This is a genomic window from Paenibacillus sp. FSL H3-0321 (genome assembly GCF_038002865.1).
GTDB lineage: Bacteria > Bacillota > Bacilli > Paenibacillales > Paenibacillaceae > Paenibacillus_AQ.
Genome location: NZ_JBBODH010000001.1, coordinates 3,781,602 through 3,807,869, shown reverse-complemented (window position 1 = coordinate 3,807,869; position 26,268 = coordinate 3,781,602). Strand labels below are relative to the sequence as shown.

Genomic DNA, 26,268 nt, shown 5'->3' with positions numbered 1-26,268 from the left:
TCAAACGCAGAAAACCCCCGTTCTGCTTGCTTACAGCAGAGCGGGGGTTAGCGTTTGGCAGGTGCCGTAATTTACACTGCAGCCTGATCGGGGAAGATTTTCTCCGGGGTAGTTGCAATTTGTACAACTAAAAATTCATGCTTTGGATTTTACGCATACTCAAGTTGTAGCGCCTTCCTCCAGCTCAACCGGCAATATGTATTCTGCGTGGACGGCACCGCCGTGGACCTGCTGAATGATCAAATCAACGGCAAGTTTGCCCATCTCTTCAATGGGCTGGCGGATGGTGCTGAGCGGCAGAGCCAGCAGGCTGCGCAGGGCAATGCCGTCATATCCTACAATCCGCACATCCTCAGGCACCCGCAATCCCCGCTCCCGGCAAGCCTTAAGCGCATAAGCTGCAATCAAATCGCTGCCTGCAAAGATGCCGTCCACATCTGGCTGTTCGTTGAACAGCTGCGCAAGCAGCCGCTCATAAGCTCCGACATCAAAGCTGTTGTTATCCGTATGCAGCAAGGTGTGCGGGAGGTTATGCTGCCGGGCGGTATCCGCAAAGGCCTCGGATCTTAGCACAGACAGAATGTTCAGCTCGGGATGCCCACCGATATGGGCGAGCCTGAGGCAGCCTTTATTAATCAATAAGGTAGTAGCCAGCACCCCGCCCCGATAGTTATCGGAGCAGACATAAGGGATTTCCGGCGATATTCTGCGGTCAAAGGTGACGAGCGGCAGATTCATTTGCCGGTAGGCCTCAACTTCCAGGGTGTGACTGCCCATAATAATGCCGTCGACCCGGCTTGCGCGAAGCATATCGATATATTCGAGTTCTTTGTGTTTGTCCTGTTGCGAGTTGCAGAGCAGCAGCTTATAGCCGTTCCGGTAGGCATGCTCCTCGATATGGCTGGTCAATTCCCCAAAGAACGGATGAGAGACATGAGGGATGATCAGCCCGATAATATTTGATTTGGAGCGGCTGAGCGAGCGGGCGAGTTCGTTTGGCCGGTAGTTGAGGTCATTCATCGCGCTGTAGACCTTTTTCTTCAGATCCTCGCTTAAGTACCCCCTGTTGTTCAGCACCCGGGAGACGGTTGTCACCGAAACGCCTGCCTTCAGCGCAACGTCTTTAATTGTAGGCATGTGGAACCTCCTGTCTTGGCGGGTCTTTGCACACTCATTCTAACTTGGATGCAAGGGACTGTCCATGAAGGGATGAACCTTCTATTTATGTTTCAAAAATTAGACTTTCCCCATATAATAAGAAGAAAAACGTCATAAATTGTAATTAATTTTATTTACTATATAGATTGAACTTAAAAACTTGAGATAAAGGAAAGGAGCAACGGAGGGGGATTTTGGAACTGGAGGAACGGTAGTGTCCGCCTTTGTCTTCAGATTTCTACCGCGAATAGCAGTTAAAATCAAGAAATCTGAAGACAACAGCGGCCGGAAGTCCAAATATTCACCGTAGTTGCGACTGATCTTGTACTCTAAAACCTTAAGTTCAGTCTATATATTTACTCTATTAAGCTTATAAGTAAATAGCAAAGCCCAATCATAATGGATCCATACGCTTTTAATAGAAATTATCGAATTTCCCCGTTTCTGATTTTGGGATGTTTGGGATAGATGAATGGGAGTGTGCTAATGGGCAAGGGGAAAATTCAGCGCAGGTTACGGTATGGCTTGTTTTTGCTTTTATTTATTATGCTCAGCACGGCATTGTATCAGCCGGTGTCCGCCAGCAGCGAAGAACGGCGCGCTCAGAATGTGCTTGTCCTGCATTCCTATCAGAAGGGCTTTGCCTGGACAGATGACCAGGGTGCGGGCATTGAAGAGCAGCTTAAAGGAGCAGCTAATCCGCCGGTTATCTACACGGAGTATATGGACTGGAAACGATTCCCCAGCAATGACAACCTCGAGCACTTCTACCAGATGATCAAGTTCAAATATCAAGCTCTTCATATCGATGCGATTATCGTTACGGACGATGCTGCCATGAACTTCGCTATTAAGTACCGCAAGGAAATCCTGAACGATGCACCCATCGTGTTCAGCGGGATTAATCAGCTCGGTGTGGACAGTATAGCGGACAAGCGCAACATCACCGGAGTCATCGAAAAGATCGATCCTACAGAAACGATACGAATGGCGCTGAAGATCAATCCATCGCTCCGTAAGGTGTACATCGTATTCGACAATTCCGAAAGCGGGCTCTCCACGGGTAAAATGGTCAGTGAACAGATCCTGTCTCTGGAGCGGGGGCTCCAGGTCTTCCCGATGAACAGCCTCTCCAATGAACAAATCATAGATCAAGTATCCACCCTTTCATCAGACAGCATGGTTCTTATGACTACATACTACAGTGATACAACGGGAAGAATTACTGAATTTGACCGGTTCTCAAGCGAGCTTAGCGAGAGCAGCAGTGTGCCGGTATATCATATTTATGATTTTAGCCTGAATCACGGGGCCTTCGGCGGAAATCTGATTAGCGGCAAAATTCAGGGGCAAACTGCAGCCAGCCTGGCTCTGCAAATTCTGGAAGGAGAAAATGCGGGAGAAATCCCTATTGTCTCGGACAGCGCTGTGAGAAAGGTTTTTGACTATAAGGAATTGCAGCATTTCAACGTTTCCCTGAAGCAGCTACCGGAAGGCAGCGAAGTCATTAACAAGCCCTTTTCCTTCTATCAATCCTATAAAAAGCTTGTACTGAGCATTGTCGCGGCATTCGCCGTTCTGCTGGCCTTTATTCTCATCCTCCTATTCTACGTGCAATTGGTCAAGCGAATCCGAAGCAACCTGGAAAAAAGCAATGAACGCTTCAGTTTGGCTGCCTATGGTGCGGATGCGGTAATCTGGGATGTGGACATGACCACGATGATCTACTACTTCTCGGACAGCTGGTATGAGCTGCTCGGCTATGAGCGGGATGAAGCGGACGAGAGCCATGGAGGTTGGAGAACTCTTATCCATCCAGAGGACGCAGAACATGAGAACCGCCTGCGCACTGAGCATCTGCAGGGCAAAAGCTCCTACTATTACTGCGAATACCGGATGCAGAGCAAATCAGGCGAATATAAATGGTTTCAGGCCCGGGGCAAGGTGCTGCGCAATGCGGACGGCGGTTTTGTCCGTTTTTCCGGCTCTATGGTTGATGTTACGGACCGCAAAGGTTATGAGAGCAAGCTCCAAATGAGCTATCAGGAACTGGAGTCGACCTATGAGGAGCTTACGGCACTGCAGGATGAGCTGCTGGAGCAATATAACAAAGTGGTCGAGAATCAGGCACTGCTGCAGACCAGCGAAGAGAAATACCGGCTGCTGGCCTATAACGATGTCTTAAGCGGTCTGCCGAACCGGCTGTCCCTTTCCGAGGAGCTGCAGAAGTTTATCAAGGAACACGCAGGAGGGCATGCAGCCTTGTTCTTTCTGGATATTGATAATTTCAAATATATAAATGATACGATGGGTCACACGTTTGGCGACGAGCTGCTGGTCAAGGTCGGTGAACGGCTGCTGGGCTTGTCGGACGGACGCAGCAAGTATTTCCGTTTCGGGGGCGACGAGTTTGTGATACTGTTCGAGAATATCAAGGGATCGGATGAGGTCATCTCCTATGCACAAGCGCTTGTGCAGGGTTTTAAGGAGCCCTTCCAGCTGAATGCCAGCGTCGTTCACATCTCGACCAGTATTGGTATTGCCCAGTATCCGGAGAATGGGATCAATGCTGAAGAGCTTTTGAAAAATGCCGATATTGCCATGTATAAAGCGAAGGAAGCCGGCAAAGGGACGTATGTATTATACGGACAGGCGATGCAGCAGCATTTTGACGAACGGATGATCATTGAGAAGCACTTGAGAAATGCCATTTCGAATAATGAGCTTTCGCTTCATTATCAGCCGCTGGTGGATACCGCCTCAGGCGGAATCTGGGGCTTCGAGGCTCTGATCCGCTGGAACAGTCCGGTGCTTGGTTTTGTATCGCCGCTTTCGTTCATCAAAATCGCTGAAGACTGCCGGTTGATTGTCCCGATCGGTGAATGGGTGCTCCGGGCGGCCTGCCGGTTCATTAAAGAGCTGCATACAGAAGGTTATGAGGGCTACCATATCTCGGTGAATATATCGGTGATCCAGCTGATGCTGGATGATTTCACCGATATGGTGCTGGGGATTCTGAAGGAGACCGGATTGCCGCCGGAATATTTGGAGCTGGAGATTACCGAGTCGATCTTCATGGAATCCTTCGAGGCGATCAGTTCGAAGCTGGAATCGCTGAAAGAACGGGGAATCGGCATTGCCCTGGATGACTTCGGAACAGGATATTCCTCGCTTAGCTATTTGAAGCAGCTGCCGATCACTACGCTGAAGATTGATAAGTCGTTTATTGACAGCATTGATACACCGAACAATATGTCACTGGCCCGATCCATCGTAACCATCGGTCATGATATGGGGCTGAAGGTGACCGCAGAAGGGGTGGAAACCCGGGAGCAGCTGGCTTTTCTGGAGCGTACAAGCTGTGACAAGATCCAGGGCTACTTCATCAGCAGACCCATACCGGAAAAAGACGTAGCCAGTTGGGTGGAGGGCAGAAGAGCGGGGTAATGGAGCGAAGGATACCGGTCCCCGAACAGGGCGGTATCCTTTTCTGCTGTCTTTTGCCAATCGCTGCACTCTATTTCAGCAATCTCCGCGCCAGCTTGACCTTATTGCCGTATGGCGGATAGACAACCCCGAGGTCAAGCTTTGTCCCTCTTTTTACAATGCTCTTGCGGTGGGAAAAGAGATCAAAGCTATGCTTGCCGTGATATCCGCCGATGCCGGAGCCTCCCACTCCTCCAAATGGCAGATGTGTGCTGGCTACATGGGTAATCGTATCATTGATGCAGCCTCCGCCGAATGAAACTCTGGCCAGCACCTCCTGTTCAGCCTGTTTGTCTTCGGTGAACAGATAGAGGGCGAGCGGCTTGGGACGCTCATTGATGCTGCGGATGGCTTCGTCCAGCAGGGTATATTCCATAATGGGAAGTATAGGCCCGAAAATCTCGTCCTCCATGGCCGCATCCTTCCAATCCGCAGGATAGAGCAGTGTAGGTTCTATGTACAGATCCTCCGGCACAACGGTGCCGCCCATAATGACCTTCGATTGGTCCCGCTGAATCATTCCGGCAATTCTGCGCAGCTGGCGGTCATTCACAATCCGCCCGTAATCCGGATTCTGCTGAGCATCCTGGCCATAAAACTCCTGAATATAACGTTTCATTAAGGTGATCAGCTGGGATGCCACATCGTTGTGGACGAGCAGATAATCCGGGGCAATACAGGTCTGGCCCACATTGATAAGCTTACCCCAGACAATTCGTTTGGCTGCTATCTCCAGATTGGCGCTTTTATCGACAATGACCGGACTTTTACCGCCCAGCTCCAGTGTTACCGGCACCAGATTTTTGGCTGCGGCTTCCATGACTATTTTGCCGACAGGGACACTTCCGGTGAAGAAAATATAATCGAATTTGGCATGAATCAGCAGATTGGTGGCTTCTTTCTCGCCTTGAATCACACGGATATAGGCGGGTTCAAAGGTTTCCCTGATCATTTCCTCAATAACGGCGGTAATGGCCGGGGTACTCTCCGAGGGCTTCAGTACGGCGCAGTTGCCGGCGGCAATGGCCCCGATGAGCGGCTCGATCAGCAGCTGAAACGGATAATTGAAGGGGCCGATAATGAGCACGGTTCCGTAGGGCTCGCTGAGGATCCGGCTTTTGGCCGGAAATATATGCAGCGGGGATTTAACCTTGACCGGCTTCATCCAACGTTTCAGATGCTTCATCATATATCCAATGCTGTCCAGCGTGAAGCCGATTTCCGTCGCATAGGCTTCAAATTCGCTCTTGCGCAGATCCTGATGCAGGGCCGCGATAATTTTCGTTTCATTGCGGCGGATGGCATCTTTCAGCTTCTGCAGCTGGCGAATCCGGAAGGCAAGCTCCTTCGTAGCCCCGCTGTGAAACCACTCACTGTGCCCGGCCAGCATCTGTTCAACGCTTTGGGCTGTTAACTCCGACATAAGTGAACCCTCCAATACATGATGTGTAGATATAGATGTGTTCGTGTATCCCCGAGAATAGCTTCCGGCAGGAATTACTTATCCTGGCCGGGAGCCGAAGGGACGGTGCGGATGTAGTCGTTCATAGCCATCATATTCAGCAGCGTAATGCTGCTGCCTTTGAAATGAATCCAGCCGGTATCGCGCAGATAGCCCATTTCACGGGATAGTGACGGGCGGGCCGTATTCAAATGCTCCGCCCATTCTTTTCTGCTGAAGGGCAGCCGGATGACCTCGGAGGCTTGCTGAGCTGCTTGCTCCAACAAAAAGCTGATCACCCGCCGCCGCAGAGGGCCGGCTGACAATATTTCGATCTTCCGGTTGACCAGCACCAGGCGCTCCGACAGATTCTCAATGAAACGTGTGAGCATGTCCGTGTCTGTGGTGAACAACCGGAGCAGCTCCTGCTTGCCGATAAACATGACGGAGCAGGGGCCTGTGGCTGTAACAGTAGCCGGAACTATATTTTCTCTGCGGAACAACACCGCTTCGCCAATGGTCTGTCCCTGATTTAGATGGGCAATGGTTACACTGCTGCCGGTAGGATGGGTTTTCTGAACCTCAATCCGTCCTTCAAGCACAATGCCGAGTTTGTCCGCAGTATCACCTTCCGCCAAGATCAGTGAATTCTTATGAAAGCTGCTTACGGTATAGGTTATTTTTTGCAGCACCGCTTCGATTTCCTTCACGGTTTTCCCGCGGAACAGCAGGCAGGATTGCAGTACGGCGGGCTCCGGTTTCATAGCATTTCCTCCAAATTTATAGCATCTGGTAACATCCGTTACCGATTGTATGGCGAAAGTCTACTACAATTAGCCTTAACTGTAAAGGCGGGGCGAACGGAGTCCTGTTGGTAGCCTATACCTATTAAAGGAGTGAACGTGCAATGAGCAATATGTTTTGTTTTCAATGTCAGGAAGCGGCTAAAGGATCGGGCTGTACAATTCAGGGAGTCTGCGGGAAAACTAGCGATGTGGCAAATCTTCAGGATCTGCTGATCTACACATTGAAGGGGATTTCTATCTTTGCACGCCGGGGCCGGGAGCTTGGAATGACTGACTCTACCACGGAGAAATTTATTATAGAGAGTATGTTCGCTACAATAACCAATGCTAATTTCATGCCTGAAGCTTTCATTGCCAGAATCGAAGAGGGGTTGATCCTTCGCGGCCAGTGGAGCGGTAAATTGCAGGCAGCCGGAGTAGAGGTTCCTTATGCCGGGCATGATGCAGCTCTTTGGACAGCAGATACCGATGAGGCACTGCAGGTGAAGGCGGAGACGGTAGGAGTTCTGTCCACGGAGAATGAGGATATCCGTTCCCTGCGTGAACTGCTGACCTACGGGCTGAAGGGAATGGCGGCGTATATGGAGCATGCCGCAGTGCTGGGCTATTACGACGAAGGCGCACATGCTTTTATGGAAAAAGGTCTGGTGGCGACTCTGGATGATACACTCACGGCGGATGAACTGACTGCACTTGTGATGGAGTGCGGCAAGCTGGGTGTCGATGTGATGGCTTTGCTTGACCGGGCTAATACAACGACCTATGGCAACCCGGAAATCACCAAGGTGAATATCGGTGTAGGCCGGAATCCGGGGATTCTGATCAGCGGGCATGACTTGAAGGATATGGAAGCGCTGCTGAAGCAGACCGATGGCACCGGAGTGGATGTGTATACACACAGCGAGATGCTGCCGGCACATTATTATCCTGCTTTTAAGAAATACAGCCATTTCGTGGGCAACTACGGCAATGCCTGGTGGAAACAGGCGGAGGAATTTGAAAGCTTCAACGGACCGATTCTCATGACGACGAACTGCATTGTGCCGCCGAAGGAGAGTTATATCGGCCGTTTGTATACTACGGGCAATACCGGTTTCCCGGGAGTGCAGCATATTTCGGCGGATGCCAATGGAGCGAAGGACTTCTCCGCTATCATTGAGCAGGCCAAAGGCTGTGCGGTTCCGGAAGAGATCGAAACCGGCGAGATTGTCGGCGGATTTGCCCACGCGGCCGTAATGAATGTAGCCGATCAGGTGGTTGAGGCCGTTCAGACCGGTGCCATCAAGCAGTTCTTCGTAATGGCCGGCTGTGACGGCCGGATGAAGAGCCGCAATTATTATACCGATTTCGCTGCCGAACTGCCGGGAGACACCGTGATTCTTACGGCAGGCTGTGCGAAGTACAAGTATAATAAGCTTGCGCTTGGCGACATCGGAGGGATTCCGCGTGTACTGGATGCCGGCCAATGCAATGATTCCTACTCGCTTGTCGTGATTGCCCTGAAGCTCAAGGAAGTATTCGGACTTGAGGATATTAACGATCTGCCTATCTCCTACAATATTGCCTGGTATGAGCAGAAGGCGGTAATTGTACTCTTGGCACTGCTGTATCTGGGTGTGAAGGATATTCACCTCGGACCTACACTTCCGGCCTTCCTGTCACCGAATGTAGCCAAGGTGCTAGTCGATACTTTTGGTATCAGCGGCATTACAACTGTACAAGAAGATATGGAGAAATTTATCGCAGCTGTATAACTGGATGGCCATTTGTGCCATATGAAAATAGGGGTACTTCTCATTGCTATGAGAAGTACCCCCATTCTGTTTATTTACGGATAACTGCTATGGCAGGCGGTACACCGCGAACGGCTCGCCGCTGCGGAAGGTGCCGCTGGCCTGATCCAGCTTGTCCATGAGCTCAGCATCCGGCTGGAGGGCAACGCTTTGCAGATTCTGCTGCACCTGCTCCACACGGGTGGCTCCGACAATCACCGTGGATACAGCCGGTTTGCTCATCAGCCAGGCCAGGGACAGTGCAGCCATAGAGGCGCCGGTTTCTTCGGCAATCCGGCCGACCCGGTTCCCCAGCTCAATCCGGCCGGGGGTAAGGAAGCGGCCGAAGTTTGGATCGGTTTCGGCTCTGGAGCCTTCCGGCGGTGCGCCTTCACCGGCATATTTGCCGGTAAGAATGCCCCCGGCAAGCGGGAAGTAGGGGATAATCCCGAGTCCTTGATCCAGGCAGAGTGGAACCAGTTCGGCCTCCGGCGTCCGGTCAGCCAGGGAGTAGCTGCACTGAATCGAGGTATACTTGACCAGATTCCGCGCCTCGCTGATGCCCAGCGCCTTCATTAACTCCCAGGCTGCATAATTGGAGGCCCCGATATAGCGGACTTTGCCCGCGGATACCATATCATCAAGGGTCCGCAGCGTTTCCTCCAGCGGTGTATAGGGATCAAAGGTATGGATCTGATATAAGTCTACATAATCGGTCTTCAGGCGGCGCAGGCTGCCTTCCAGCTCCAGCATCAGGTGATGGCGGGAAGAGCCGCTGCCGTTAGGACCTTCGTGTCTCGGAAGGCCTGCTTTGGTAGCGAGAACAGCGCTTTGACGTCTGCCCTCCAGCGCCAGTCCGATGATCCGCTCCGATTCGGTGCCGGCATAAATATTGGCGGTATCGATAAAGTTAATGCCTTGATCGAGCGCGGCATGGACGATATCTATGGAGGTCTCCTGATCGGCTCTTTTGCCAAAGGAATTGGTCCCCAGACCCAGTGCGGAGACCTGCAGCCCGCTGTTACCCAAACGGTGATATTTCAAGTGGTTCACTCCTCTTGTTCAGCATAGTGGTGTACTTCGTCAAAGCACAGACAGTTCTGCCCCGGAGAACAGCTGCAGTGCAGTGTCCATAAATAAGCGGACGGCAATCGAGGTCTCCTCCAGTGTATGGACGGCGAGATGGATATCCCGGTAAGCATCGGGGGCCAGCTCCTTTATGATCACATTCGGCGGCGGAGACAGCAGGGACAGCTGCGACATGACACCAACAGCCAGCCCCTCCTTAACCATATTGAGTGCGGTCATGTAGCTGTTCACTTCGTATTTCACATTCAGCTTACTACCTCCCCGCTGGAATAAATCAACGACCGGAGGCTCATAACCTGCCCGGCAGATCAGCATCGGCTCGTCTTCCAGATCCTTGACACAGATGACATGCTTCTCACGGAGCGGATGATCGCCAGGAAGCACTGCGTACAGTTTCTCCCGGTAGAGCGGAATTGTGGCAAACTCTTCTTGCGGGGGAATAATGAAGCCGACATCAATAAACCGGGTCTCCAGCCATTCCTTGACCTCGGCAACCGAACCTTCATAGAGAACAATCTCAATCTCGGGATATTTCTCGGTAATGGAACGGATGATTTTGGGGACAAAATAAGCAGACGCCACCGGAAAGGCCCCAATGCGGATGAGCCCCTTCTCCAGGCCCTTCTCAGCGGAGATTTCCTGCTCAACCTTGTCAAACCCATTTAGAATTTCCCGAAAAATAATCAGAACGCGCTTGCCGATATCAGTGAGCATCAGCCCACTGCGCCGGTCGCGCAGCAGCAGCTTCACTGCAAGCTCAGACTCTAGCGCGGAGATGGCCCGGCTGACCGCAGGCTGGGTCATGTTCAGTGCCAGCCCGGCTTTGGTGAAGCTGCCGCTCTCAGCGATTTTGACGAATAGACGAATTTGATTGTTGTTCATATCGAATCTGGTATGCCCCTCATGAATATAATTCATTTCAATTATGACTGTGCTTATTGTATCATTTGGAATGAAAATAGAACAAGGGGTGATGAGATGCAGCAGCGGAAGAAAAACATTGCTTTGCTTATATTTCTGGTTATTGTCTGGGGGATCAATTGGCCGCTGTCCAAGATTGCTCTAGCCTACGCTCCGCCCTTGTTGTTTGCCGGAATCCGTACGGTTATTGCCGGGGTGATCCTCATTGTTGCTGCGCTTCCTAAAAGGAAGGCCCTTCATTTCAGCAAGCTTTGGCCGGTCTATCTGACTTCGGCCTTTCTCAGCATCGTTTTCTATTACGGGTTCCAGACGATCGGCCTGCAGTATATGCCCTCAGGGCTGTTCTCGGCCATCGTCTTTCTGCAGCCTGTGCTGCTCGGTATCTTTGCCTGGATCTGGCTGGGTGAGCGTATGTATGGAATGAAGATGTTCGGCTTGCTGCTTGGTTTTCTCGGGGTAGCTGCGCTCAGCATTGGCGGCTTTACCGGAAGCATCTCCGCCTTGGGCGTAGGGCTTGCCCTGGCCAGCGCGCTAAGCTGGGCCTTGGCGACGGTGTATACGAAACGAAATGCGGTGCGGGTAGATATGCTGTGGATGACGGCAATGCAGATCATGATTGGGGGTGTCATTTTGCTGGCTGCCGGTTCGGCTGTGGAGAGCTGGTCCGATATTACGTGGAACAGCGCCTTTATCGTGAACACATTGTTCATTTCGGTGTTCGTCATTGCGCTGGGTTGGATGGTTTATTTCAAGCTGATCAATGAAGGAGAGGCCAGCAAGGTCGGTTCATTCACCTTCCTGATTCCGCTGATCTCAATCGGGTCAAGTGTAGTATTATTAAATGAGCGCATTACGCTGAATCTGGTAGTGGGTATGCTGCTGATCGTAAGCAGCATTATTCTGGTGAATGTTAAGATAGGCCGGGCCGCACGGCGGCTGACAAGTTAAGACAGGGGGATAATCATGTATATTCAGACGGATGGACAAACAGCACATGATAATTATAAGCTGCTGATCGGCAGCATTGTGCCCAGGCCGATTGCCTTTGTAACCTCGGTGGATGAAGCGGGGATCGTGAATGCCGCCCCGTTCAGCTTTTTTAATATTGTAAATGATGATCCGCCTATGGTCATGTTCTCCTGTGTCCGCAAAGCAGACGGAGAAATGAAGCATACGCCGCGCAATATAGCCGCGAATAAGGAATTTGTGGTCCATATCGTCGATGAGGATAATATCGCTGCAGTCAACCATACCTCAATCAATGCACCCGGCGGAATCAGCGAACTTGAGCTGGCCGGGCTGACGGCGGTACCCGGACAAGCTGTCAAGGTCCCGCGCGTACAGGAATGCAAGATTGCGATGGAATGCCGGCTGGTGCAGCTTGTGGAGCTCGGGCATTGCGATATGGTTATCGGCGAAGTTCTAGGTTTTCATGTAGAGGATGAGCTGATTCATAACGGCCGAATTGATGTCGGCAAGCTGAAGCCGGTCAGCCGTCTGGCCGGCGCGTCTTATGCAGCAATTGGCCGGACGTTCGAGCTGGACAGACCTCAGTATGAACCTTGATTAGGCTGGGTATTAGCAGCTAGATCAGATATTTTGGGGTAGAGGAAGGCTAATGCGCCTGATTTCTTAACCGCAGGCTTTGGGCAGTGAAGACAAGTTCTTCATCTGTCCCGTCGATCTTGGCGGTGTATTCTCCAATCGTCACTTCGCTGTTGCAGATTTTGCGGACTGTAATATTATTGCCGGCGGTAAGCACCGATTTCTCGGAGGACTGCTTCCCTACAGTCTGTGCGCTGATGGAGCCTGCCGCCTCGACTGAGGAGTCCGTGCACTCCGCTTCGTTCATTACGAAACGGACATCGCCGGAAGAGAACAGCTGGCTGTGCAGAATCCCCTCCTTATGAACATGGAGATCTCCGCCGGATTTAATAATGCTATGCTGTGACGAGGCAATGTCGATCCGTGTATTCTCCTCCTGCATCCCGGATATGGCGTCATGCAAATCCTGCAACAGCCTCAGAAAGGTGCTTAGAACAGCATCCGTGAAGAAATCGGTGAACTGCCCCGGGTGCAGGAATACCTCCAGCATATGTCTTAATTGCCCGGTGTCGATAGGATAATCGGGATTCATCCCGGCAATAACATTCTGAAGATCAGTGATCAGGCCGGGGAGATGGTCATATTTGCTTTCCAGCAGCAGCATAACCACCAGACCGTATTTTACGGTTTGCTGGCGTGATTGGACGGTATTCGCCAACTGCTGCGACGCTTTTCTCAGACTGGTCATTTCCTTCATCAAGAGAGCGGAGTACATGCAGAGGCGGTTATGTCTCGCTCCATAATGACCGGAGTACAATTGGCTGCTGACAACCTTGCCCTGGACAAAAATGCTTCCTGTAGCAGTGATTGTCGCATGTGTAACGTCGCCGTATATGTATACATTTCCCAACGCCTCAAGGATGGTCTGGTTTCCGATATCATTGGTGGCGACCACATCACCCGGGAACATCATTTTGGCGGCGTCGGGGTTCGTGTCCCCGGGAACAAGATATGTCTGGGGGAAATCAAAAACCTTGCGGTTCAGACCGCATCCCGTTAAGCGGGGCCTTCCCTGGCGGAGGGAGACGATCCCGCCGTCCGCCAGCAGGGTTGTACATTCTTTAGTGACCAGCTGAATGTCTTGCGGTGGCGGGGAGGGAATAATTCCGCCATACACGTCGATGCCGGGCACTCCCTCTTCCGCAGGCAGCTTACGGGCAATGACCTCTCCCTTCTGGACAAAGGGAACCCTTGGATGGTTCAGGAAATCTGCAGGATCGGCAGTCCGAATGAATTCATATTCCCTGTCCTCAGCAAATAACAGCTCCAGCCGGGCATTCTTGCCGGGAATAGGGGCTTTACCCTCTGCGATGCAGACCGGGAGATAGGTAGGGTTGTTCAGCTCTGCATAAAGAGCCGGAATGTTGAGATCGCGCATAATGGAGCTTTTCTTGAAGCCGGCGATAATCTGGTCCACCGTAAGGGTGGACAGCAGCAGGCCGCAATTCGGTTCCGCCCGGACTGTGACATCTGCTGCAGCCGGGGAGCTAGCGAGCTTCCAGGCGTACTTTTCTGCACGGTAGAGCGTGAAGTAGACCTTCAGTTTATCTTCGGATACGGTGATCTGATACTGCGGCTTCTCGCAAATTTCCCAGGTGATACGGTCTGTGGGGGTTACTTCCGTAGGATCTGTCACCGTCTTCCGGTTAATATTCAACACCACAGGGTGAACGGAAGAAATGACAGCGGGTTTGCCGCCTGGCAGAGGAGGAGTAATGAATATTTGGTTGTTCTGTACGATAATACGTCCGTTCTTTTCCTCATCTCCCCCACGGAGCGGCTTAGCCTGCACAGCGGGCAGAGCCGGAAGATCGGGGTTCCCGATTGGCGTTGTGGTATGAAATACATGCCTGAATTTCTCGATGATATGCTGTGGCATTACTCTAACCTCGCTTCTTCGTATAATCAATGGTATCTGTACAGAAAAGAGCATCATGGACTATGATAGATTGTTTTAATCTACCAGTACCCAAGTCACATCTCAATTGGCAGCCTGGCGACCATGAATGGATAGTCTCACATTCTTAGGCCCATCGCTTTGCGTCCTGCCCTTTCGGGAAGTTTGCCTTTAAAAAAATAGATCAATGATATACATTCAGCATGAGGTCATTTAATCGACTCAAATCGACAGGGAATGTTCAATACTGGAGTGGTTGCCAAAATAAATCTACAAACAAGCTTAATTCTAGTACTTTAGTATTAATTTTTCAACTTATTAATAATAAATCTCTCTGGTATCCCTTTAAAAGGGACGGCTTTGAGTTCAAGCGATATTACAAGCAAAAACGACCCTGCCTTTTTCTCAAAGGACAGGGTCGTTTCTGCGAAAAAAGGACGCTCCCAAGCTTAAAGCTTGTGGGAGAGCCCTCTTTTGACAAGGTGCACGGCGCGTGCGCTTCCGGCCCGGACGGAGACTGGTGCCGGTATAATAATCGTGGCTGCATAATCGGCCCGTTCAATTTCCTCCAGCACCCGGTTAAGATGGGAGAAGACGGCTCCGAGATCACGGACTGCTGTCAATGAGCATTGACCCTGCAGCTCGGAGAACCAGGCGAACTGCAGATCCCGGGCGCGGCGCAGCGCTTCGGGGAGCGAACGGGTGCATTCGGCATCGGACAAAGTCTTGGTTCCATACAGGGCGATGCAGTCTGCGGTTGCCGTTACGACCTCTGTCATCCAGTCAGCTGCGGCATAATGTGCAGGCAGGAGGGAAATCTCCTCGGCGATCTCCTTGACGTAGCGGTGAACCTTTTGCAGATGAGAGGTTGCCTGTGTCAATGACCGCAACCCGCTGCGGCATTGATAATGGGATAACGTATAGTGCAGCTCTTTCTGCTGCTTGTCGCTCTTCGCCAGCAGTTGTCCGGAACGCACCAGCCTCTCCGGAGCCTGCTTAGAACTGCTGCTCTCTGCGGCGAGTCCGGTCAAGGCATCGGCCAGCAGCAGGGTTCCTTCCAGTGCCAGGCGTTTAACCTTGACGAACCCCCCCGGGGGAACGATAATCATATTTATTATTAAGGCAATCAGCACGCCGATTAAGGTCTCCGCGACTCTCCACACGATATAAGGGTCCTGATAAAAGGTCAATGCCAGCACGGAGGTCACACCGACCTGGGAAACGGCTTGAATGTTAATCCGGCAGGCGGTGGCCACACCGATGCCGATCAGCAGCATCAGCAGAATAGACAGTGCCCCCACGTCGAAGAAATGGCCCACGAGCAGGCTGACAATTCCACCGAGCACAACGCCCATCAGACGGTAAATCCCTTTTTCCAGCGAAGCCTTGACGCTTCCTTGGGTGATAAGAATTGCGGCAAGCGGTGCAAAGTATAAATAACTGTCGCCGTGCAGGCTGTGAACCGCAAGCCAGGAGAGTGAAGCAGCAATCGTAACGCGTATCATATATAGAGATAATCCGAATTTTTCAAGGCGGTCCTGTAACCCCTCGTTCATGTTAGTCATCTTCTTTCACATCAATAAGAGAACATTTTTAGGTTTTCAGCAATTTTCATTATAGCACTCAAAAACAACAATAACGGGGTACAGTTTTTACGAACTTGTTAAGTTTCTGCGCTGCATTTAACATTGTAAGCTATCGCATATATTGCATTAATCCTATATGCTATATATATTGAAGTGTGTCGAAGGAAGGGAGGAATTGTCGCTTATCAGCGCTGAGCATGCCACTTTAGATTGTTCCCTGCGAGAAGCGGGTAAAATAGGTTGTACTACATAAGGTAAGGGAGGTCGTTAGCCATAACTACCCTGGAAGGCACTATTATTTCTTTTGACCAGGTTACCAAACAATACGACGATGAAGAAGCCGTGTTAAAAGGAGTCAGCTTCGAGATCGAACGCGGCAAATTCTATACACTGCTGGGACCCTCGGGCTGCGGAAAGACGACAATCCTCCGTCTGATCGCCGGGTTCGCTGAACCAACGGGTGGTTCCATTTATTTGAACGGCAAAATCATCAACCACATTCCCGCCAACGAACGGCAGGTCAATACGGTATTTCAGGACTATGCCTTGTTTCCGCACCTGAACGTATTTGAGAATGTGGCCTTTGGACTGCGGATCAAGAAGCTTAAGAAAGAGGTCATCACGCAAAAGGTGCAGGAAGCGCTGCGCTTCGTCAACCTTGTAGGCTACGATCAGCGGGCCATTAATGAAATGTCCGGCGGACAGAGGCAGCGTGTAGCGATTGCCCGGGCCATCGTCAATGAACCGCAGGTGCTGCTGCTCGACGAGCCTCTTTCGGCACTTGATCTTAAGCTGCGCACGGAAATGCAGTACATTCTGCGGGAAATGCAGCAGCGGCTGGGCATCACCTTTATCTTCGTTACCCATGACCAGGAGGAAGCGCTGGCCATGTCCGACTGGATTTTTGTCATGAACGGCGGACGCATTGAGCAGAGCGGAACGCCTAACGATATTTATGATGAGCCGATCAACCGCTTCGTGGCTGATTTCATCGGCGAGTCGAACATTGTGCCCGGTGTGATGATTGAGGATTATATCGTTGAATTTAACGGCCACCGCTTTGAATGTGTGGATGCGGGGCTGAAGCCGAATGAAGCGGTGGAGATCGTGATCCGTCCGGAGGATCTGGAGATTGCTGCCGTTGAACAAGGCAAACTGCGCGTCCGCGTGGATTCCCAGCTGTTCCGCGGCGTACATTACGAGATCAGCTGCTACGACGGGTCCGGCCACGAATGGCTGGTTCATTCCACGCGCAAGGCGGAGGTCGGCAGCGAGATCGGGCTGTATTTCGATCCGGAAGCGATTCATGTTATGCGTTTCGGGGAAACGGAGGAAGAATTCGACAGACGTCTGGAAGCTTACGCCGAGGTGGAGAACCATGAAGAGTAAGGGCCGCTCGTATTTCCTCATCCCTTATTACTTATGGATCGCCCTGTTCGTCATAGCGCCGGTGCTGCTGGTTGTCTACTACTCCCTGTTTGATCTGGACGGGCATCTTACACTGGACAACTACGTGAACTTCTTTACACCGGTATATATGAAAATGATGCTCAACTCCTTCTGGTACGCGATCCTGATTACGCTGTTCTCGCTGCTGGTGGCTTATCCGGCGGCGTATCTGCTGACCCGGACGAAGCATAAGCAGCTGTGGCTGCTGCTGATTATCCTGCCGACATGGATTAATCTGCTGCTGAAGACGTATGCCTTTATCGGTATCTTTGGGACCTTCGGGCCGGTCAACAATGTCTTTGACGTGCTGGGCATTGGAGAGCAGCAAATCCTCTTTACGGGTTTCAGCTTTGTCTTTGTCTCGGTATATATCTTTATCCCGTTCATGATCCTGCCGATCTTCAGCGCTCTGGACGAGCTGAACCTGTCCCTTGTAGATGCGGCCCGCGATCTGGGTGCCTCCGGGTGGACGACGTTCCGGCGGGTCATTTTCCCGCTGACCATCTCCGGCGTGCGCTCCGGCTGCATGGCGGTATTTATTCCGGCGCTGTCGCTGTTTATGATTACCCGCCTTATCGCCGGCAACCGGGTCATTACGCTGGGCACCGCCATTGAGCAGCATTTTCTGGTCACTCAGGACTGGGGAATGGGCTCTACAGTTGCCGTCTTCCTGATTGTTATCATGGCGCTGTTCATGATTCTGTCGGGCAGCTCGCGGAAAGGGGTGCGGCATGAGAAGTAATAAGAATGGGATTTCAAATCTGTACCTGGTGCTGGTCTTTGCCGTGCTGTACGCACCTATCTTCTACCTGATGTACTATTCCTTCAACAGCGGCGGGACGATGCATGGCTTCGAAGGCTTTACGCTGGATTATTACCGTGAGGTTGTGCAGGATACGCGGCTGATGATTATTATGATTAACACGTTGGTGATCGCCTTGCTGTCTTCGGCGATTGCTACGCTGATTGCGATCATCGGGGCGCTGGCCATTCAGCGCATCCGCAGCCGGAGGGCTAAGAATACACTGCTCTCACTGAACAATGTGCTGATTGTCAGCCCCGATGTCATTATCGGTGCGTCTTTCCTGATCCTGTTCACGATTGCCGGGATCAAGCTCGGCTTCGTGTCGGTCCTGCTCTCGCATGTCGCATTCAGCGTGCCGATTGCCGTGCTGATGATCCTGCCGCATTTGCAGGACATGAGCCCGACGCTGACCGATGCTGCGCGTGATCTCGGGGCCAGCCGCCGCGATGTGCTGACCAAGGTGATTCTGCCGATTATTAAACCCGGGATCTTCAGCGGCTTCTTTATGGCCCTTACCTATTCACTGGATGATTTCGCGGTGACATTCTTCGTGACAGGCAACGGGTATTCGACGCTTTCGGTGGAAATCTATTCCCGCGCGCGGCAAGGTGTATCCCTGTCGATTAACGCGTTGTCCACGCTGATCTTCCTCTTCACCATCTTGCTTGTCGTCGGTTATTATTTCCTGAACCGCCGGAAGCAACGCCCGGCGGTTCATATTGCAGAGCCGGCCGCTGAAGTGGGGGTGCCTAGATGAAACAGCTGGTGAATGCTTTTCTGGCGATTCTCATCGTCGCATTTGGGCTAATGTTCCTGGCTTCCAGGCTGAATTCGGCTGAGGGCTATACGGGCGGCAATACGCTGACCATCTATAACTGGGGCGATTATATCGAACCTGAACTGCTGAAGCAGTTCGAGGAAGAGACCGGGATTACGGTCATTTACCAGACCTTTGATTCCAATGAGGCGATGCTGACCAAGGTCGAGCAAGGCGGGACAACCTTTGATGTTGTTGTGCCTTCAGACTATGCTATCGCCAAGATGCGGGAAGAGAAGCTGCTGCTTCCGTTGGATCACAGCAAGATTCCGAATCTGGCCAATATTGACCCGCAGTTCATGGATCTTTCCTTCGATCCGGGAAATCTGTATTCGGTGCCGTATTTCTGGGGAACAGTAGGCATTATCTACAATCCGGAAATGACGGAGGGGATTGATTTCAGCAGCTGGGATTCCCTGTGGGACAGCAGACTGAACAATAGTATCTTCCTGGTTGACGGGGCCCGCGAGGTCATGGGGATGGCGCTGAACAGCCTGCATTATTCCGTCAACGACCGGAATGAGGATCACCTGCAGGAAGCGCTGGCCAAGCTGAACAAGCTGTCTCCCAATGTGAAGGCTATTGTCGGTGACGAGGTCAAAATGCTGCTGGCGAACGAAGAAGCAGCCGTCGGGATCGTATGGTCCGGCGACGCCTCGGAAATTATGGATGAGAACGACAAGCTCGATTATGTGGTGCCGGAGGAAGGTTCGAACAAATGGTTCGACAACATGGTCATTCCGCGCACAGCAGCCAATGTGGAAGGGGCGCATAAGTTCATCGACTTCATGCTCCGTCCCGATGTGGCGGCGAAGAATGCAGAGTATGTCGGTTATTCTACACCTAACGTTCCGGGGCTTGCGCTGCTGCCGGAGGATATTTCCGGAGATACCCGCTTCTATCCGCCGGCTGAAATTACCGACCGGCTGGAGGTTTACGACAACCTCGGCAAGCGGATGCTCGCCCATTACAACGAGCTGTTCCTGAAGTTCAAGATGAACAAGAAATAAGCTGGTGGCATAACCATAACATGCCAGTTAGTCATAGCCAGTAGAAAGCGCCCAAATGCGGAGTTTCCGTATTTGGGCGCTTTTTTGTTGGGACGTGAAAAGATGGGAGACTTAAATTGAAGAGAAAATGCACACTGATAAACTCAGAAATCAGTTTTTTGGGTTCTATATAGAGCAGATAGCTGTATCATGCATTATTTGATCCCGACTCTCATCCGGTAGCTGATGTGTACCGGCAGGGTCCGGCCCTGGAAATACTGCTCTACCGCCACGGAGAAATCGGAAATAAGCTGCTCCAGTGCGGAAGATCTGAGCTTCAGAACGGTTTGAATGCCGCCTTGACTGAGTGCCAGCCCGACATAACGTTCGGCATCACATTCTTCTGTATTATGAAAAACGATTTCCCGAGCAAAGGAGAAGCAGCCGCTGGCCTCTATCCGGCCCAGATGTCCCTCTTTATCCCATTTATGCGCCTGTTCGGCGGCTGGCTGGAGTACATCAAGCAGTTCATCGGCGGCGGATATCAGCTGTTTGTAGCGGGTTTCAATATCCGCCTGTAATACGAGCGGCCAATCGCAGTCATAAGCGGCGAACACCCCGCCTTGGCGCAGGCAGCGGGAGATTTCCTGCAGTGTGCTTACCGGCTCCATCCAGTGGAACGACTGGGAGCAGGTGATGATATCAACACTGCCAGAGTCAAAGGGCAGCTGGTTGGAGTATCCTTGGATAAAGGACAGGGATTGTTGCTGTCCTTGCCGGGCAAGCTTGTCAAGCGCTTTGGCCAGCATGTCGGGGTTAGGTTCTATGCCGACTACAGAGCCGGCACTCTCTCTCCACAGAAAGGTGGACAGTCCTGTTCCGCAGCCTATGTCGGCCACGAGGGCAGGGCGGCTGCCCAAGTAATTCGTCAACAATTCAGTAACCAATGGCGGGGCCTCCGGGCGGTAACGGTCGTATTCGTCCTGAAATCCCAAGAAGCGGTCGATGTTTTGCTTGCTGTTGCCTGCAGGAATCATTGAATCCTCTCCCATCACTGATCTTTAGCTTCATTGTAAATTTAAAAGCTTCCGAAGTCATCTGTTTCATGCTCTAACGAAGCAGCTCAGGAGCAACGGCGGGCACGAGACCCTCGGCCGCGGCGCGGTTCAGCAGAGCAGAGATTGCTGCGTAGCCGTCCTCCCCGAGATTCATCGAGAATTCATTCACGTAAAGATCAATATGTGATTTGGCGACTTCCGGAGACAGCTCCTGGGCGTGGTCCAGGACATAATCTCTGCTTGCTGTAGGATGATCCCAGGCGTACTGCAGTGAACTGCGTATCCAGCCGGAGATGGCTTCGCTGTCCAGATCGCGGCGGGCGATAATTGCCCCAAGCGGTATAGGCAGTCCGGTATCACTTTCCCACCAGTTGCCAAGATCGGTCAGCATGTGGAGACCGTAGGAAGGATAAGTGAACCGGGCTTCGTGAATCACCAGTCCGGCATCAATCTGCCCGTCACGCACAGCAGGCATAATCTCATCGAAAGGCATGACGACGATTTCGGATGGACCGCCCGGAACCTGCTGCGCAGCCCACAGCCGGAACAGCAGATAGGCGGTGGAGCGCTCGCTGGGTACAGCGATTCTGCGGCCCGACAGCTCCTTGGGATGCTTGACCGCGCCCGGCCCTTTGCGGGTCAGCACCAGCGGGCCGCAGCCCCGGCCAAGTGCGCCGCCGCAAGGCAGCAGCTTGTACCGCTCCAGCACCCAGGGAAGGGCAGCATAGGAGATTTTGAGCACCTCAGGCCCGGCACCATCAGCAGCCAGACCGTTCGTAATATCAATATCTGCAAAGGTAACATTCAGCTTGGGTGCATTCTCTACTAGCCCATGCGCCCAGGCATGGAACACAAAGGTGTCATTGGGACAAGGGGAAAAGGCAATATTCAGTTCGGTTGTCATTACAGCACCTCCAGTAGTATCGCAGCCGCGGCCGCGAGGGCATCCATGGCTTCATTGATTTTCCACGCCGCCCGGTCACGCGGGCCGACCGGGTTCGAGATCGCGCGCAGCTCCAGCGCCGCGATCCCGAAGTGCCGGGCGGCCACGGCAACCCCGTGGCCTTCCATCGCCTCCGCGACGGCACCGGGATGCCGCGCGGCCAGAGCGGCGGCCGTCCCGGCGGTGCCGGTCGCCGTTGACACGGTAAGCACAGGGCCTGTGCTTACCGTAAGCCCGGCCGCTGCGAGCGCGGCCGCAACTGCCTGCACCGTGCCGGAGTGGGCCGGCACGGACACGCGGCCGAAGCCGAGCTCGGCCGCGCTGCGGAAGCCCTCCGGCGTCTCCGCCCCGAGGTCGGCGGCAATCATCTCGCTGGCGAGGGCCAGCGAGCCTACGGGCGCCCGCCCGGGGAACCCGCCGCCGATCCCGGCGCTGATGACGCAGCCGTAGCTTCCGGCTGCCAGAGCGGCGGCGGTGCCCGCCGCTGCAGCCGCGGTGCCGGCACCCGCGGCAATGACGTGGAACCTGCTGCTGCCCCTCAGGCCGCGCAGGACCGCCTCCCGCTCGGCTTCGACAGCGGTTACGATCAGCACGCGCGGCAGGGCTTCCTCCACGGCTTCGCCGGTAGAGGTTGAAGTATGATCTGTCTTCATGGCTCAGCCTCCTTCTCTATAGATGAACTTGAAATAGCACAAATAAACCGCTGGTTGCGGCCTGATCTTTTATTGTTCCTGCTCACTTTTGAAAGTCTACGCCGTTTTAGGAGGCAGGTCAAATTCGCCGGGGAATTCTTAGACAGGTTAGCTGAAATCAAAATGATTTGAAATGCTATATAGAATGAACTTAAAAACTTGAGATAAGGGAAAGGAGCAACGGAGGGGGATTTTGGAACTGTAGGAGCGATAGCGACCGCCTGAAAGCTTTCCGCAGGAAAGCTCACTTCGGAAGCATGGGCAAGGTTTGGATTTCTACCGCGATTCGCGGTTAATTCAGGAAATCCAAACCTAACAGCGGCCGGAAGTCCAAACATTCTCTGCAGTCACGACCAATCCCAAAATTGAAGAATTATAAGTTCAGTCTATATAGTAAGCGTATTTTCGAGGATTAGTGTTAAAATAAAGGGGAAAAGGAAGATTTTATACCCTGAAAATCCGGCAAATTAGCTGTGAGCAGAATAACCGGATCTCAAGTTAATCAAGAGGTGTGATGAAATGGAGCATATACTGATTGTCGAAGATGAGAAAGAAATAAACGGATTGCTTCACAGCTTTATATCCGGACATGGTTATTTAACGACCTCTACATATGATGGATTAGAAGCCTTGCAGCTTATTCAAACGGAAACCTTTGATTTAATATTGTTAGACCTGATGTTGCCGTATAAAAGCGGTGATCAGATTCTGCTTGAACTGCGCAAACATTCTGCAGTTCCGGTGATAGTGATTTCTGCCAAAGATACAACGCAAACCAAGATAGATCTTTTACGTATCGGAGCAGATGATTACATCACAAAACCCTTTGATCTCGACGAGACTTTAGCCCGGATCGAAAGTAATTTGCGGCGTAATAAAATGCAGATGAATACTGCCGGTTCCAAATGTCTGATCTATAAAGATATTGAGCTGGATGATATTAATCATCTTGTGAAGGTTGCCGGGCGCGAACTTGCACTTACTGCCAAAGAATATGGGATTTTGGCGCTGCTTATGAGGCATCCGGACAAAATATATTCAAAAGCAAATTTATTCAGGAGTATATGGAACGAAGAATATATGAGCGAGGATAATACGCTTAATGTCCATATTAGCAACATACGCAATAAGTTGAAGGTCATCAACCCGGACCAGCAATACATAGAGACTGTCTGGGGAATTGGCTATCGCTTGTATAAGACTACATAAACTAAATTTAATCATAGTCACGAACAAAGACTTTATGGATTCTTTAAGATACGCTGGTTTAATTTAAGAATTTATTTAAGGTTTTATTCTAAAATAGGCAGCAACCACAAGCTTCTGTACTTTAGCTTATTTTATATAAGGAGTGTGACAGAGATGAATGATACCATCCTTATGACCAAAAACCTCACCAAGAAATACAATCATGTTTTGGCCTTGGATAATATTAATTTAAGTATTGAACGGGGAAAAATTTATGGCTTCATGGGTCAGAACGGAGCAGGAAAAACAACGTTGATTCGCTTGATTGCAGGGTTATCCTTTCCCACAAGCGGCGAGCTGTACCTTTTTGGAAAAACAGGAAAACAGGCTCTGCAAGAGCAGCGTAAACGAATAGGCTGTATGGTCGAAACACCCGCGCTTTACCCCAATATGACTGCTGTACAGAATTTGGAGGTTCAGCGTATTCAGCGTGGCATACCTGATAAACAGGTAATCAAGGAAACTTTGGAACTGGTCGGTCTGAATGACAATAGTATAGGAAGGAAGGCTGTCCGTAATTTTTCTTTGGGAATGAGGCAGCGCTTGGGTATTGCAATTGCATTACTTCATGATCCTGAATTACTCATTTTAGATGAACCCATTAATGGCCTTGACCCCATGGGGATTGCTGAAATGCGGATTTTACTGAAGCGCTTGAATGAGGAACGCGGTACAACGATATTAATATCCAGTCATATTCTTAATGAGCTTTACCAAACGGTGTCGCAATACATATTGATTAATAAAGGTACCCTAATAGAAGAATTAACGCAAAATCAGCTGAATGAAAAGTGTAAACGCCATATTGCGCTGCAAACCAATAAGGTTGAGAATGCATTGCTCGCATTAGAGAGTCAGCTGGGCATAAAAGAGTATCAGGTAATGCCTGATGGAACTATTAAATTGTACGATCACTTGGATGACATGGAGGCTATCTCTGCGGTGCTTATGAAGGAAGGTGTACTGATAACCGGAATGGCACTGGCTGGTGATACGCTGGAAAGTTACTTCCTCCACCGTATTGGGGGAGAAAATAATGTATTGTCTCATTAAAGCTGAAATGTACAAGCTGAAGCATGATAGAAGTTTTTTCGTCCTGCTGGGACTGTCAATAGTCCTCGGAAGTTTCCTTATGCTTGATCAAGGGGAACTAAGCGGATATGAAAGTATCTTTGCATCTTTGTATAACGCGCCCATATTAATGCTGTTGACAAGTGTATTCGGAGCTCTTTATATCGGAAAAGATCTTGCCGACCATACACTTTACCAGACAATATGTGCAGGGCATAAACGCTATCATGTGTTTTTTAGCAAAGCCATAGTATTTATAGCCGGATCAAACATCATTTTATTAATGCAACCGGTTCTGATCATTTCTATAAACACGTTTATTCACGGATGGGGACATTCTTCATTCTGGTCAGATCTGGATTATCTAATTTCTATATTTTTTACAACAGCTGTACTAAATGCTGCGATGTGCGGAGTTTCTCTAATAGCAGCCTTTACATGTAAAGATGTCGGGAACACATTATCAATCCCGGCGTTGCTATATTTTCTAACTATATTCCTGCTGAATGGTCCACATGCAAAAGAGATTGCAAGGTTTATTCCTTTGGGACAGTTGAGACTTTTAATAGAGCATTCTTCATCATTAGGAGCAGCGCTGCTTGTCGGGATGATTTTTCTTGCGGTTTTGTGTTTCGCTGCAAGCAAGATTTTCAATCGTTCAGAGTTACATTAAAGGGGGATACAATGAATAATCTTATGCAAATGGAATGGTACCGTTTAAAATATAACAAATTTTTTATCGGTTGTTCGCTGCTAAGTATAATTTATGGAGTATTCGCCAGCAAAGGTTATGTTGCCGATTTGACTACACGTGTAGATGCTATAGGTATCTTCACTGCAATGGTCTATGATTCCACCATTTGGCTGGTTTTGTTCTCTGCTATCGTAGCTTTGCTGATTGGACAGGATTTCACCAATCGAACGATACATTTGGAGGTTGTAGCAGGTCATTCCAGAAAGAAAATCTTTATTAGTAAATGTCTCATTTATTTAGCCGTTTTCAACATTTTAATGCTGATAAGTCCCATTGTGGGAAGCATACGAATGTCTTTTCTGCTGGGATGGGGAGATTCTTGGAATAATGATGTATTGTATATCCTGCAGGTGGTTGGTTTTTCTGTATTACTTAATAGTGCGGTGTTTTCTATTTGCATTTTTTTTGCATTCATATTCCGGGACTCGGCTAGAACCGTTTCTGTCTCTATGATTGTTCTTTTTGTAAGTGCCATGTGCATCGCCTATGCCGGACCTATGGGGTGGTATGATTCGTTGCCTTGGTTGCGTTTTTTACCTATGAATCAAATTAGAACATCATTGGCCTATTCGCTTTCTACAGCACAAGTTTCAGAAATTTTACTCTCGGGGCTGGTATATCTGCTTTTTTTCATCTCACTTTCATTTCAGAGATTCAATACATGTGAATTAAAATAAGACG

Annotated in this window: 22 protein-coding genes and 1 riboswitch; of the genes, 12 read left to right on the top strand and 10 right to left on the bottom strand. The window is 50.7% G+C overall.

Going from position 1 to position 26,268, the window contains the following annotated elements:
* Positions 1–159: 159 nt before the first annotated feature.
* Positions 160–1,137 carry a LacI family DNA-binding transcriptional regulator gene (locus MHI45_RS16780; RefSeq protein ID WP_076110996.1) on the bottom strand — a complete coding sequence of 326 codons (978 nt, stop codon included), beginning with the start codon at positions 1,135–1,137 and terminating at the stop codon, positions 160–162.
* Positions 1,138–1,644: 507 nt separating this feature from the next.
* Here MHI45_RS16780 and MHI45_RS16775 point away from each other — a divergent pair.
* Positions 1,645–4,605 (top strand): ABC transporter substrate binding protein, encoded by a 2,961-nt coding sequence (locus tag MHI45_RS16775; protein ID WP_076110998.1) that lies wholly within the window; start codon positions 1,645–1,647, stop codon positions 4,603–4,605.
* A 70-nt stretch (positions 4,606–4,675) separates the two neighbouring features.
* Here the strand turns inward: MHI45_RS16775 and MHI45_RS16770 are convergent, their stop codons facing one another.
* Both MHI45_RS16770 and MHI45_RS16765 read right to left on the bottom strand, forming a co-directional pair.
* The gene (locus MHI45_RS16770; RefSeq protein ID WP_076111000.1) at positions 4,676–6,067 is read right to left on the bottom strand and encodes an aldehyde dehydrogenase; all 1,392 of its coding nucleotides are present in this window, start codon (positions 6,065–6,067) and stop codon (positions 4,676–4,678) included.
* A 74-nt stretch (positions 6,068–6,141) separates the two neighbouring features.
* Positions 6,142–6,849, bottom strand: a complete 708-nt coding sequence (locus tag MHI45_RS16765; RefSeq protein WP_076111001.1) for a Crp/Fnr family transcriptional regulator — start codon at positions 6,847–6,849, stop codon at positions 6,142–6,144.
* Positions 6,850–6,992: 143 nt separating this feature from the next.
* Here MHI45_RS16765 and hcp point away from each other — a divergent pair, with 143 nt between their 5' ends.
* Positions 6,993–8,645, top strand: a complete 1,653-nt coding sequence (gene hcp / locus MHI45_RS16760) for a hydroxylamine reductase (RefSeq protein WP_076111002.1) — start codon at positions 6,993–6,995, stop codon at positions 8,643–8,645.
* A gap of 87 nt (positions 8,646–8,732) precedes the next feature.
* Here hcp and MHI45_RS16755 read toward each other — a convergent pair whose 3' ends face one another.
* Both MHI45_RS16755 and MHI45_RS16750 read right to left on the bottom strand, forming a co-directional pair.
* Positions 8,733–9,707, bottom strand: a complete 975-nt coding sequence (locus tag MHI45_RS16755; protein WP_076111003.1) for an aldo/keto reductase — start codon at positions 9,705–9,707, stop codon at positions 8,733–8,735.
* A 39-nt stretch (positions 9,708–9,746) separates the two neighbouring features.
* Complete coding sequence (locus tag MHI45_RS16750; protein WP_076111004.1) at positions 9,747–10,634, bottom strand: LysR family transcriptional regulator; 888 nt, start codon at positions 10,632–10,634, stop codon at positions 9,747–9,749.
* A gap of 96 nt (positions 10,635–10,730) precedes the next feature.
* On the opposite strand from MHI45_RS16750, the gene MHI45_RS16745 reads away from it, so the two are divergent.
* Positions 10,731–11,621 (top strand): DMT family transporter, encoded by an 891-nt coding sequence (locus MHI45_RS16745; RefSeq protein ID WP_076111005.1) that lies wholly within the window; start codon positions 10,731–10,733, stop codon positions 11,619–11,621.
* Between the two features lie 15 nt (positions 11,622–11,636).
* Positions 11,637–12,239, top strand: a complete 603-nt coding sequence (locus MHI45_RS16740) for a flavin reductase family protein (RefSeq protein ID WP_076111007.1) — start codon at positions 11,637–11,639, stop codon at positions 12,237–12,239.
* Positions 12,240–12,288: 49 nt separating this feature from the next.
* On the opposite strand, the gene MHI45_RS16735 is transcribed toward MHI45_RS16740, so the two are convergent.
* Positions 12,289–14,157, bottom strand: a complete 1,869-nt coding sequence (locus MHI45_RS16735; RefSeq protein ID WP_076111008.1) for a flagellar assembly protein A — start codon at positions 14,155–14,157, stop codon at positions 12,289–12,291.
* 105 nt (positions 14,158–14,262) lie between these two features.
* Positions 14,263–14,355: riboswitch (cyclic di-GMP riboswitch) on the bottom strand.
* Positions 14,356–14,624: 269 nt separating this feature from the next.
* Entirely contained in the window at positions 14,625–15,731 is a 1,107-nt protein-coding gene (locus MHI45_RS16730) for an FUSC family protein (RefSeq protein ID WP_076111009.1), read from the bottom strand.
* Between the two features lie 312 nt (positions 15,732–16,043).
* Between MHI45_RS16730 and MHI45_RS16725 the strand changes: the two genes are divergently transcribed.
* From MHI45_RS16725 to MHI45_RS16710, 4 genes are read left to right on the top strand one after another with little or no spacing between them, the layout of a single operon-like run.
* Positions 16,044–17,150: an ABC transporter ATP-binding protein gene (locus tag MHI45_RS16725; protein WP_076111010.1), complete on the top strand. Its 1,107-nt coding sequence runs from the start codon at positions 16,044–16,046 to the stop codon at positions 17,148–17,150.
* Positions 17,140–17,952, top strand: a complete 813-nt coding sequence (locus MHI45_RS16720) for an ABC transporter permease (RefSeq protein ID WP_076111011.1) — start codon at positions 17,140–17,142, stop codon at positions 17,950–17,952. The genes MHI45_RS16725 and MHI45_RS16720 overlap by 11 nt, the downstream gene beginning before the upstream one ends.
* Positions 17,942–18,772 carry an ABC transporter permease gene (locus tag MHI45_RS16715; RefSeq protein WP_038597726.1) on the top strand — a complete coding sequence of 277 codons (831 nt, stop codon included), beginning with the start codon at positions 17,942–17,944 and terminating at the stop codon, positions 18,770–18,772. Before MHI45_RS16720 ends, MHI45_RS16715 begins: the two co-directional genes overlap by 11 nt.
* A complete protein-coding gene (locus MHI45_RS16710) occupies positions 18,769–19,842 on the top strand; it encodes an ABC transporter substrate-binding protein (protein WP_076111013.1) in 1,074 nt (357 codons plus the stop codon). Before MHI45_RS16715 ends, MHI45_RS16710 begins: the two co-directional genes overlap by 4 nt.
* 194 nt (positions 19,843–20,036) lie before the next feature.
* Here the strand turns inward: MHI45_RS16710 and MHI45_RS16705 are convergent, their stop codons facing one another.
* The 3 genes from MHI45_RS16705 to MHI45_RS16695 form a co-directional block, all read right to left on the bottom strand.
* Complete coding sequence (locus tag MHI45_RS16705) at positions 20,037–20,858, bottom strand: class I SAM-dependent methyltransferase (RefSeq protein ID WP_076111014.1); 822 nt, start codon at positions 20,856–20,858, stop codon at positions 20,037–20,039.
* 73 nt (positions 20,859–20,931) lie between these two features.
* Positions 20,932–21,771 carry a 1,4-dihydroxy-6-naphthoate synthase gene (locus MHI45_RS16700; RefSeq protein WP_076111054.1) on the bottom strand — a complete coding sequence of 280 codons (840 nt, stop codon included), beginning with the start codon at positions 21,769–21,771 and terminating at the stop codon, positions 20,932–20,934.
* A gap of 11 nt (positions 21,772–21,782) precedes the next feature.
* Positions 21,783–22,475 carry a futalosine hydrolase gene (locus MHI45_RS16695; RefSeq protein WP_341119225.1) on the bottom strand — a complete coding sequence of 231 codons (693 nt, stop codon included), beginning with the start codon at positions 22,473–22,475 and terminating at the stop codon, positions 21,783–21,785.
* Positions 22,476–23,033: 558 nt separating this feature from the next.
* Between MHI45_RS16695 and MHI45_RS16690 the strand changes: the two genes are divergently transcribed.
* The 4 genes from MHI45_RS16690 (at position 23,034) to MHI45_RS16675 (ending at position 26,264) form a co-directional block, all read left to right on the top strand.
* Complete coding sequence (locus MHI45_RS16690; RefSeq protein WP_340896104.1) at positions 23,034–23,723, top strand: response regulator transcription factor; 690 nt, start codon at positions 23,034–23,036, stop codon at positions 23,721–23,723.
* A gap of 153 nt (positions 23,724–23,876) precedes the next feature.
* Positions 23,877–24,815 carry an ATP-binding cassette domain-containing protein gene (locus MHI45_RS16685; RefSeq protein ID WP_341119224.1) on the top strand — a complete coding sequence of 313 codons (939 nt, stop codon included), beginning with the start codon at positions 23,877–23,879 and terminating at the stop codon, positions 24,813–24,815.
* Between the two features lie 79 nt (positions 24,816–24,894).
* The gene (locus MHI45_RS16680; protein WP_341119223.1) at positions 24,895–25,506 is read left to right on the top strand and encodes a hypothetical protein; all 612 of its coding nucleotides are present in this window, start codon (positions 24,895–24,897) and stop codon (positions 25,504–25,506) included.
* An 11-nt stretch (positions 25,507–25,517) separates the two neighbouring features.
* Complete coding sequence (locus MHI45_RS16675; protein WP_340896108.1) at positions 25,518–26,264, top strand: ABC transporter permease; 747 nt, start codon at positions 25,518–25,520, stop codon at positions 26,262–26,264.
* Positions 26,265–26,268: the final 4 nt, after the last annotated feature.

Bases quoted from the DNA above. Each gene is read 5' to 3' on its own strand.
- MHI45_RS16720 (WP_076111011.1), top strand. From the start codon at position 17,140: ATGAAGAGTAAGGGCCGCTCGTATTTCCTCATCCCTTATTACTTATGG.
- MHI45_RS16740 (WP_076111007.1), top strand. From the start codon at position 11,637: ATGTATATTCAGACGGATGGACAAACAGCACATGATAATTATAAGCTG.
- MHI45_RS16690 (WP_340896104.1), top strand. From the start codon at position 23,034: ATGGAGCATATACTGATTGTCGAAGATGAGAAAGAAATAAACGGATTG.
- MHI45_RS16685 (WP_341119224.1), top strand. From the start codon at position 23,877: ATGAATGATACCATCCTTATGACCAAAAACCTCACCAAGAAATACAAT.
- MHI45_RS16730 (WP_076111009.1), bottom strand. From the start codon at position 15,731: ATGAACGAGGGGTTACAGGACCGCCTTGAAAAATTCGGATTATCTCTA.
- MHI45_RS16680 (WP_341119223.1), top strand. From the start codon at position 24,895: ATGCTTGATCAAGGGGAACTAAGCGGATATGAAAGTATCTTTGCATCT.
- MHI45_RS16750 (WP_076111004.1), bottom strand. From the start codon at position 10,634: ATGAACAACAATCAAATTCGTCTATTCGTCAAAATCGCTGAGAGCGGC.
- MHI45_RS16705 (WP_076111014.1), bottom strand. From the start codon at position 20,858: ATGATTCCTGCAGGCAACAGCAAGCAAAACATCGACCGCTTCTTGGGA.
- MHI45_RS16715 (WP_038597726.1), top strand. From the start codon at position 17,942: ATGAGAAGTAATAAGAATGGGATTTCAAATCTGTACCTGGTGCTGGTC.
- MHI45_RS16735 (WP_076111008.1), bottom strand. From the start codon at position 14,157: ATGCCACAGCATATCATCGAGAAATTCAGGCATGTATTTCATACCACA.
- hcp (WP_076111002.1), top strand. From the start codon at position 6,993: ATGAGCAATATGTTTTGTTTTCAATGTCAGGAAGCGGCTAAAGGATCG.
- MHI45_RS16780 (WP_076110996.1), bottom strand. From the start codon at position 1,137: ATGCCTACAATTAAAGACGTTGCGCTGAAGGCAGGCGTTTCGGTGACA.
- MHI45_RS16765 (WP_076111001.1), bottom strand. From the start codon at position 6,849: ATGAAACCGGAGCCCGCCGTACTGCAATCCTGCCTGCTGTTCCGCGGG.
- MHI45_RS16775 (WP_076110998.1), top strand. From the start codon at position 1,645: ATGGGCAAGGGGAAAATTCAGCGCAGGTTACGGTATGGCTTGTTTTTG.
- MHI45_RS16675 (WP_340896108.1), top strand. From the start codon at position 25,518: ATGAATAATCTTATGCAAATGGAATGGTACCGTTTAAAATATAACAAA.
- MHI45_RS16695 (WP_341119225.1), bottom strand. From the start codon at position 22,475: ATGAAGACAGATCATACTTCAACCTCTACCGGCGAAGCCGTGGAGGAA.
- MHI45_RS16745 (WP_076111005.1), top strand. From the start codon at position 10,731: ATGCAGCAGCGGAAGAAAAACATTGCTTTGCTTATATTTCTGGTTATT.
- MHI45_RS16710 (WP_076111013.1), top strand. From the start codon at position 18,769: ATGAAACAGCTGGTGAATGCTTTTCTGGCGATTCTCATCGTCGCATTT.
- MHI45_RS16770 (WP_076111000.1), bottom strand. From the start codon at position 6,067: ATGTCGGAGTTAACAGCCCAAAGCGTTGAACAGATGCTGGCCGGGCAC.